The sequence below is a fragment of the Carboxylicivirga sediminis genome, assembly GCF_018156225.1.
Taxonomy (GTDB): Bacteria; Bacteroidota; Bacteroidia; order Bacteroidales; family Marinilabiliaceae; genus Carboxylicivirga; species Carboxylicivirga sediminis.
Window position 1 is genome coordinate 132,340 of sequence record NZ_JAGTAR010000015.1, and the last position, 7,410, is coordinate 139,749.

Annotated in this window: 4 protein-coding genes; 3 read left to right on the top strand and 1 reads right to left on the bottom strand. The window is 40.1% G+C overall.

What is annotated here, in order from left to right; all coding sequences use genetic code 11:
• Nucleotides 1-31: 31 nt before the first annotated feature.
• Entirely contained in the window at nucleotides 32-1,987 is a 1,956-nt protein-coding gene (locus KDU71_RS11265) for an OmpA family protein (protein WP_212190892.1), read from the top strand.
• A 32-nt stretch (nucleotides 1,988-2,019) separates the two neighbouring features.
• Here the strand turns inward: KDU71_RS11265 and KDU71_RS11270 are convergent, their stop codons facing one another.
• The gene (locus tag KDU71_RS11270; protein ID WP_212190894.1) at nucleotides 2,020-2,427 is read right to left on the bottom strand and encodes a response regulator; all 408 of its coding nucleotides are present in this window, start codon (nucleotides 2,425-2,427) and stop codon (nucleotides 2,020-2,022) included.
• Between the two features lie 211 nt (nucleotides 2,428-2,638).
• On the opposite strand from KDU71_RS11270, the gene KDU71_RS11275 reads away from it, so the two are divergent.
• Together KDU71_RS11275 and KDU71_RS11280 are read left to right on the top strand one after the other, a co-directional pair.
• Nucleotides 2,639-5,158: a serine hydrolase domain-containing protein gene (locus tag KDU71_RS11275; RefSeq protein ID WP_212190895.1), complete on the top strand. Its 2,520-nt coding sequence runs from the start codon at nucleotides 2,639-2,641 to the stop codon at nucleotides 5,156-5,158.
• Between the two features lie 153 nt (nucleotides 5,159-5,311).
• The gene (locus KDU71_RS11280; RefSeq protein WP_212190896.1) at nucleotides 5,312-7,294 is read left to right on the top strand and encodes a glucosamine-6-phosphate deaminase; all 1,983 of its coding nucleotides are present in this window, start codon (nucleotides 5,312-5,314) and stop codon (nucleotides 7,292-7,294) included.
• Nucleotides 7,295-7,410: the final 116 nt, after the last annotated feature.

A 7,410-nucleotide genomic window follows, 5' to 3' on the forward strand; every position in this document is an offset into this window, starting at 1 on the left:
ATTTCTGATGAATAACCGTAGTACTTGCAGTATGAAGTATTTTTTAATTATTCTATTTGCATGCTGCAACTTTGGTTTGGTGGCGCAGAATTACAGTGTTAAATCCAAAAAAGCGATAGCAAGTTTTGAAGCTGCCCAAACAAGTTATGCTAACCAGCAAGCTGCTGACGCATTAAAACACCTCGATGGTGCTATCAATAAGGAAAAAGCATTTATTGAAGCTTATCTTTTAAAGGCTGATATCTACTTTAATTTAAAGCAGTACCAGAATGAGGTACAGGTCTTGGAAAAGGCATTGGCTATTGATAGTACATTCTTTGTGCCCGCTTTGTTTAATATGGGTGTGGCTAAGTATAATACTGGCGAGTATGATGAGGTGCGTGTTTGGATGGAGGCCTTCATTCGGCATAATAAAAATAAACGTACAAAGCTCAATCCCGAATTTTGGATTGAGAAAGCGCAGTTTGCCAAAGAAGCTATTGTGAATCCTATTTTTATAGAGCCATATAATCTAGGAGAAAACATCAATAGTCAGTTTGATGAATATTGGCCCAGTTTAAGTGCAGATGGTGAAACAATGATTTTTACGGTACTGGTACCCAAAGATCCTTTGATAACGGATACGGACGGATTAGCTAAAAATGCCATTAATTTTCGTGAAGATTTTTATGTGTCGTATAAAAAGGATGGAGAATGGCTGCAGCGTGAGCCACTGGTGTCATTAAACACCAATAGCAATGAAGGTGCTCAGGCACTTAGTGCAGATGGTAACTGGATGTTTTTTACGGCTTGTGGCCGCCGTGGTGGAAAAGGAAGCTGCGACATCTGGTTTTCGAGGCGAGTTGCAGAAGGCTGGAGCCAACCGGTTAATCTGGGTGCCCCTGTGAATACGCCCTTTTGGGAGTCACAACCAAGCTTTTCATCCGATGGGCGTACATTGTATTTTGTTAGTAACCGGCCCGGTGGAAAAGGCGGTAAAGACATCTGGAAGTCTACTATAATAGGGTATAAAAAGGATGGTTCGCCCTTTTTTGGTAAAGTTGAGAACTTAGGAGACAATATTAATTCCGTAGAGGATGAGAATTCACCGTTTATACACCTCGATAATCAGACCTTATATTTCTCATCAGATGGCTGGCCGGGTATGGGGGCAATGGATTTGTTCTATTCGCGATATGATAGTGTCAATGGTTGGAGCCGGCCTGTTAACCTGGGATATCCGCTCAATACCGAAAATGAGGAAATAGGTTTGGTGATTAATGCAAAAGGCGATTTAGGGTATTTCTCTTCTAACGGCCTGGATAATCGTGAAGATAAAGATCTTTATCAGTTTACGATTCCTCAACAGATAAGGCCTGTACCGGTTACTTATATTAAGGGTAGGGTGTATGATAGTGAAACAAATGAGACACTATCTGCCGACATTAAAATCAATAAATTGCCTGGCGGGGAATTGTCGGTCAATGCATTTACAGCCCCTCATTCTGGTGAATTCCTGTTTTGTCTGCCGGCTGGCGATACATATGCTTTAAATATTCAAAAAGAAGGTTACCTGTTTTACTCCGATAACTTTGATGTATCGGGAAATGGTACCATTGAAAAACCCCAGGTTCTGGATGTGTACCTGAGCCAGATTAAGGAGGGAGCCAGCTTTGTGTTGCGCAACGTGTTTTTTGAAACCGACTCTTATCAACTTAAGACCGAGTCGCATACTGAACTTGATTATGTAGTTCGCTTACTACAGTTAAATCCAACACTGAAAGTGGAGATTGGCGGACATACTGATAATACCGGCAGTCGTGACTATAACCTGTCTTTATCAGAACAAAGGGCGAAGGCTGTGTATCTGTATATCGAACAAAAAGGGATTGATGCACAACAACTCCATTTCCGGGGATATGGTTTTGACAGGCCCATAGAGTCAAATGATACAGAAGAAGGGAAGGCTAAGAACAGGCGAACCGAACTGAAGGTGATAGAGAAGTAAGAAGTAAAAAAAAACTGCCCGAAGGCAGTTTTTTATTTATTTAAATATTTTGACAGGGTATCCATCAGTATTTGTAAGCGAATGGGTTTGGCCAGGTAGTCATCACAGCCAGCTTCCATACACTTTTCTCTTTCGCCTGACATCACGTGCGCTGTTTGTGCAATAACCGGAATAGCCTTATTAATGGCTTTTATTTCGCGAGTGGCAGTGTAGCCATCCATTATAGGTAGTTGCAAATCCATCAAAACCAAGTCAATTACGTTGGCTTTAAATAGTTCAATGGCTTCTTTTCCGTCTTTCGCCCAAAGAATTTTAGCATTGGTTTTGCGTAATGCGGCATCAAAAAATATTTTATTAGTGTCCACATCCTCAACTACTAAAATGACCTTATCGGCCCAATCCTGTATCAGCGAATTGTTTATCGAATCACTTACACTCATTTCAATATAGATAGATTAATATCCTTTTTCGAATTCTAAAATAGTCTATGTTTATCTATTATCCAAAAAAGGTTATGAAAATCCTGAATGGTGTTTATTGGCAACGAATTTTAATTGGTAGTTTTTTCATTTATTTTTTATGAAAAAAATGGGTTGGCTCAACAAAAGCGCTAATTTCGTTTACTTGTTTTCTTTGGATAGACCCGGTGTGATGAGAATTTCTATTTTGTTTTATCTTTTAAGTTTCTGTGCATTAGCTGTTGATGCCAATGAGCAATTGGATTCATTGTTTAGTCAGTTGTCAATCAGTCAGAAGGTGGATCTTTTATTTGTAAAAAGCACCGTTGCAGATAGAAGTGATAGTTTAACAATTGGAGTAAGCTATCCGGTGTATGATACAAGGATGGGAATTGAAGATGATTTAGAGCTTTCGTATCCTAACGAATATACAATACAGGCAATTAATGATGAACAGCTGGTTAAGCGTTTGTTCAAATGCAGTGAATTGTCCTTCCGTCAAATAGGCTATTGTGGGATCGTAATTCCCGGAGCTTCAGCTGGCACGGCTCGATTATATGCAGGTGAAAACCTTAATGGGAGTTGTGAAGCCAGTTTTCCTATAATTGATTTTCCATTTGATGTATTCAATGATTTAGTCATAAAAGCACGCCTGGGAACCGATGAAGCAGATGACGAATCTGCTATTGATTGGGCGAATATTGGTTTGCCTGCACTTGATATCTGGAAACCATTAAAGCCCAAAAACATAACACTTGCTAATTTTTTACAACATAATTGGTTGTTTTGGGACTCGAATAGTACGGATGGTAAACAGCAACTGAAAGAGGCGATTGAGACAGGAATAGTACCTGTCGATGATCTGAATGTTTGTATAAAAAGCGTTTTAAAGTGTCTGCTGGAGGTGTCATCCGATAGTATGCCAGCTGATATAAAGCAAGGTTTGATGCGAGAACAGGCTTTTATCAAGTCAATAAGTATCTATCAGCGCCAACAGATTTTTCCGATAAATAATCTGGCTAACTACACATACTCTATTGAAAATACATGTGTTGGCAATGCTGATGAATTCAATTTAAGGGCCAACTTTTACAAGCAGATGGATAGCGCAGCTCCTAGTAGCAAACATCTATGTTTTTTGCTATGCGATGATGAGCAACAACTACGTTATGTATTGCGGCGCGCGGAACGAGATAAAGGTGGTCAGCACCAAGTGTTGGTATATGCAGGTAATTTAAGTAAACCAACGCTTTCAAAGGCAATGAAGCACTTCGATGCTATTGTCTCAATACCTGAAAACATTCAACACTCGTGGAGTATTTTGGCACAGGCTATATTTAGCGGAGTGGGGGTTGATGGTTTTTCGCCTTACCATTATTGGTTTATACAGAATGCTTTTGACCGGGTTATTGCTGCCAAAAGTCGGCTTGGTTTCAAAGAATTTCATCTGAACCATCTGCCCGACGATTCAATTGCAAAAATTGATAGTATCATCTATGATGCCATTAAGAAAGAAGCAACACCCGGTGCCCAGCTACTGGTTGCTCAAAATGGAGAAGTGTTAATTCAAAAAGCCTATGGATATCATACCTATAAAAAACGGCAACAGGTAGAAAACGATCACCTGTATGATGTGGCTTCAATCACTAAACTGGCGGTCACTTTTCCATTGGTTATGCAACTGTATGATAGTGGTGTTATCGATCTGGACGCCACACTTGACGAGTACATTGCAGGTATTGATACTACAGATAAAGCAGGTATTACTGTTCGTGAGCTCTTATTGCACCAAAGCGGTTTAACCAGTTATATTCCATTTCATACAAATGCTTTGGATCGTGAGTCGTTAGGAAAACGTCTCTTATATAGTCGCCACTATACACGGCTTTACAATACTCGTATTGATACGCGACTGTATCAAAACAGGCATGCCCGTTATCGCAAGGATGTTTTTTCGACTGAGTCGGAAGACGACTTTAATATTAAGGTGTCAAAAGGCATGTTTATGCATGAGAATTATGTCGATTCGATGTATGCAGCTATTTATTCATCGGAGCTCCATAAAAAGGAATATCGCTACAGTGACTTGGGGTATTACCTGTTACAAAAGGTTATTGAAAAGGAAAAGAAAGAGCATCTGGATTCGTTGTTTTATAATCAGATAACAAAAAGTTTAGAAGCTGCTAATTTGGTGTATTGTCCATTAAATCACTTTAGTGGAAGTGTAATTGTACCCACTGAAGATGATTTGGCATTCAGAAAAGAGTTGCTTCACGGTTATGTGCACGACCAGGGCGCTGCTATGCTTGGAGGCGTGGCAGCACATGCCGGTTTGTTTGCCAATGCCGGTGATTTGGCCAAATTGGCGCAGATGCTTCTGAATGAAGGAACTTATGGGGGAATTAGATACATTACCCCCGAAACCATTGGTTTGTTTACTCAAACAGCCAATCATGGTAACAGGCGTGGGTTAGGCGTGGACAAGCCAGAACTGGAGCCATCAGAAAATAGCCATGTGTCAAAAAGTGCTTCTCCCGCATCATATGGGCATACTGGTTTTACAGGTACTATCTTGTGGATTGACCCGGAATACGAATTGATTTATATTTTTCTTTCCAATAGGATTCATCCAAAATCCTATAATAAAAAGTTGATTGAAATGAATGTGCGTACCAAGATTCAGGATGTGATTTACAACTCGGTTAAGTACTGAGGAAGATGTTAAATAATCATGCGAAAGTTTCGATAACTTTTAAATTATTCTAAAATGGTTATTAAAACTTTCTATTTTTTTTATTTTTAATCATTATAAATTGTAAATTTGCATCAGATCTAAAACCAAAAAAAACTTCAATTTAGAGTTGTTATGATAGAAAAATTCAATCAGAAAATCTCCCCTGCCGGGAAATTCAAGAATGAAGGTTATCACGATGATCCCTACTTAAGGGCTTTAATAACAAAGCACGAGAAAATATCGACAAAGATTTACGGTTCATCAACCGAGGGTTCAAAAGCTGTTGCTTCCGAAATAGCTTCGATTATTAAAATTAAAGAGCTTGAAGGAGGGAAGTGCGTTCTGGGATTGGCAGTGGGTTCTGCACCAAGCGAAGTGTACTCTGAGTTGATTCGTTTGCACAAAGAAGACGGTTTAAGTTTTAAAAATGTGATTGTTTTCAATGTGATGGAGTATTACCCCATTGCACCTGAAGCATTACAAAGCTTTAACAGAAATATCCGCGAGAAATTCTTTAACCACGTAGATATACCAGAAGAGAACATAAACTACCTTGATAGTACCATTCCGCAGGAAAGGATCTACGAATTCTGCCATGCCTATGAAGAAAAGATTCAGAAGGTAGGTGGTATTGATATGCAGATTTTAGGAATTGGACGTACCGGGCATATCGGTTTAAACGAACCGGGTTCATCAGGTAACTCATTAACGCGCATTGTGTCGCTCGATAATATAACACGTACAGAAGCGGCATCTGACTTTTTTGGTATTGATAATGCACCGCGCAAGGCCATTACAATGGGGGTTAAAACCATCTTAAATGCCAAACGAGTGCGTGTTTTAGCCTGGGGTGAAGGTAAGGCGGCTATCCTGAAAAAGACGATTGAAGGAAACATTACTGAAGAGATTCCGGCATCATTCCTTCAACACCACGAAAACTGCAAAATGATTGTGGATGAGGCGGCTGCAGCTGACCTGATTCGCGTGCAAACGCCATGGTTAATCGACAGTGTTGTGTGGGATGATCGTTTGATTAAAAAAGCCGTATTGTGGTTGTGTCAGAAGGTGAATAAGCCTATTCTGAAACTGACTGACCGTGATTACAATGATAACGGAATGGGAGACATCCTGGCAGAACGTGGCTCGGCTTATCAAACCAATATCCGTATTTTTAATGAGTTGCAGCATACCATTACAGGTTGGCCGGGAGGTAAGCCAAATGCCGATGATACTAATCGTCCGGAACGTAAGACTCCGGCTAAAAAGCGTGTGATTATCTTTAGTCCGCACCCTGATGATGATGTTATTTCGATGGGAGGAACCATGTTGCGACTGGTTGATCAAGGACATGAAGTGCATGTTGCTTATCAGGTATCAGGTAGTATTGCTGTATCGGATGATGATGTGTTGCGTTACCTTGATTTTATTGGTGACTATACAACTGGTTTAACTGAAGACGACAAGAAAATAAGAGCCGAACACGATAAAGTGCGCAAGTTCTTAGCTAATAAAAAACCAGATCAGATTGATTTACCTGAAGTGCGCCGTATTAAAGGTCTGATTAGGGTAGGAGAGGCAAAGGCAGGCTGTCGTTATGCCAAAGTAAAGGATGAAAATGTACACTTCCTGAACTTACCATTCTACGAATCAGGTAGTGTTGAAAAGCACCCGATGGGTAAAGCTGATGTGAAAATTGTGGCTGACCTTATTAAGGAAGTGAAACCGCATCAGATTTTTGCTGCTGGTGATTTATCCGATCCACATGGAACACACCGTGTATGTCTGGATGCTATTTTCCAGGCCATTGATGTATTGAAGAAAGAAGAATGGATGAAGGATTGCTGGGTGTGGTTGTACCGTGGTGCATGGCATGAGTGGGAAATTCACAATATTGAAATGGCCGTACCAATTAGTCCTGATGAGTTGATGCGCAAGCGTAATGCTATTTTTAAGCACCAGTCACAGAAGGATGGAGCTATGTTCCTGGGTGGTGATAATCGAGAGTTCTGGCAGCGTGCTGAGGACCGTAACCGTGGTACAGCTCAGTTATATAATGACCTTGGAATGGCCGAATATGAAGCTGTTGAGGCCTTTGTACGTTACGAATTTTTGTAAGCAATTATGCTCATAATATTTAAGAGGGTGTCCAAAAAACGGATGCCCTCTTTTGTATTCATAATCAATAGATTATTGCCTTGATTATTTGGTTAGATGCTTGATGTTTAGTATCT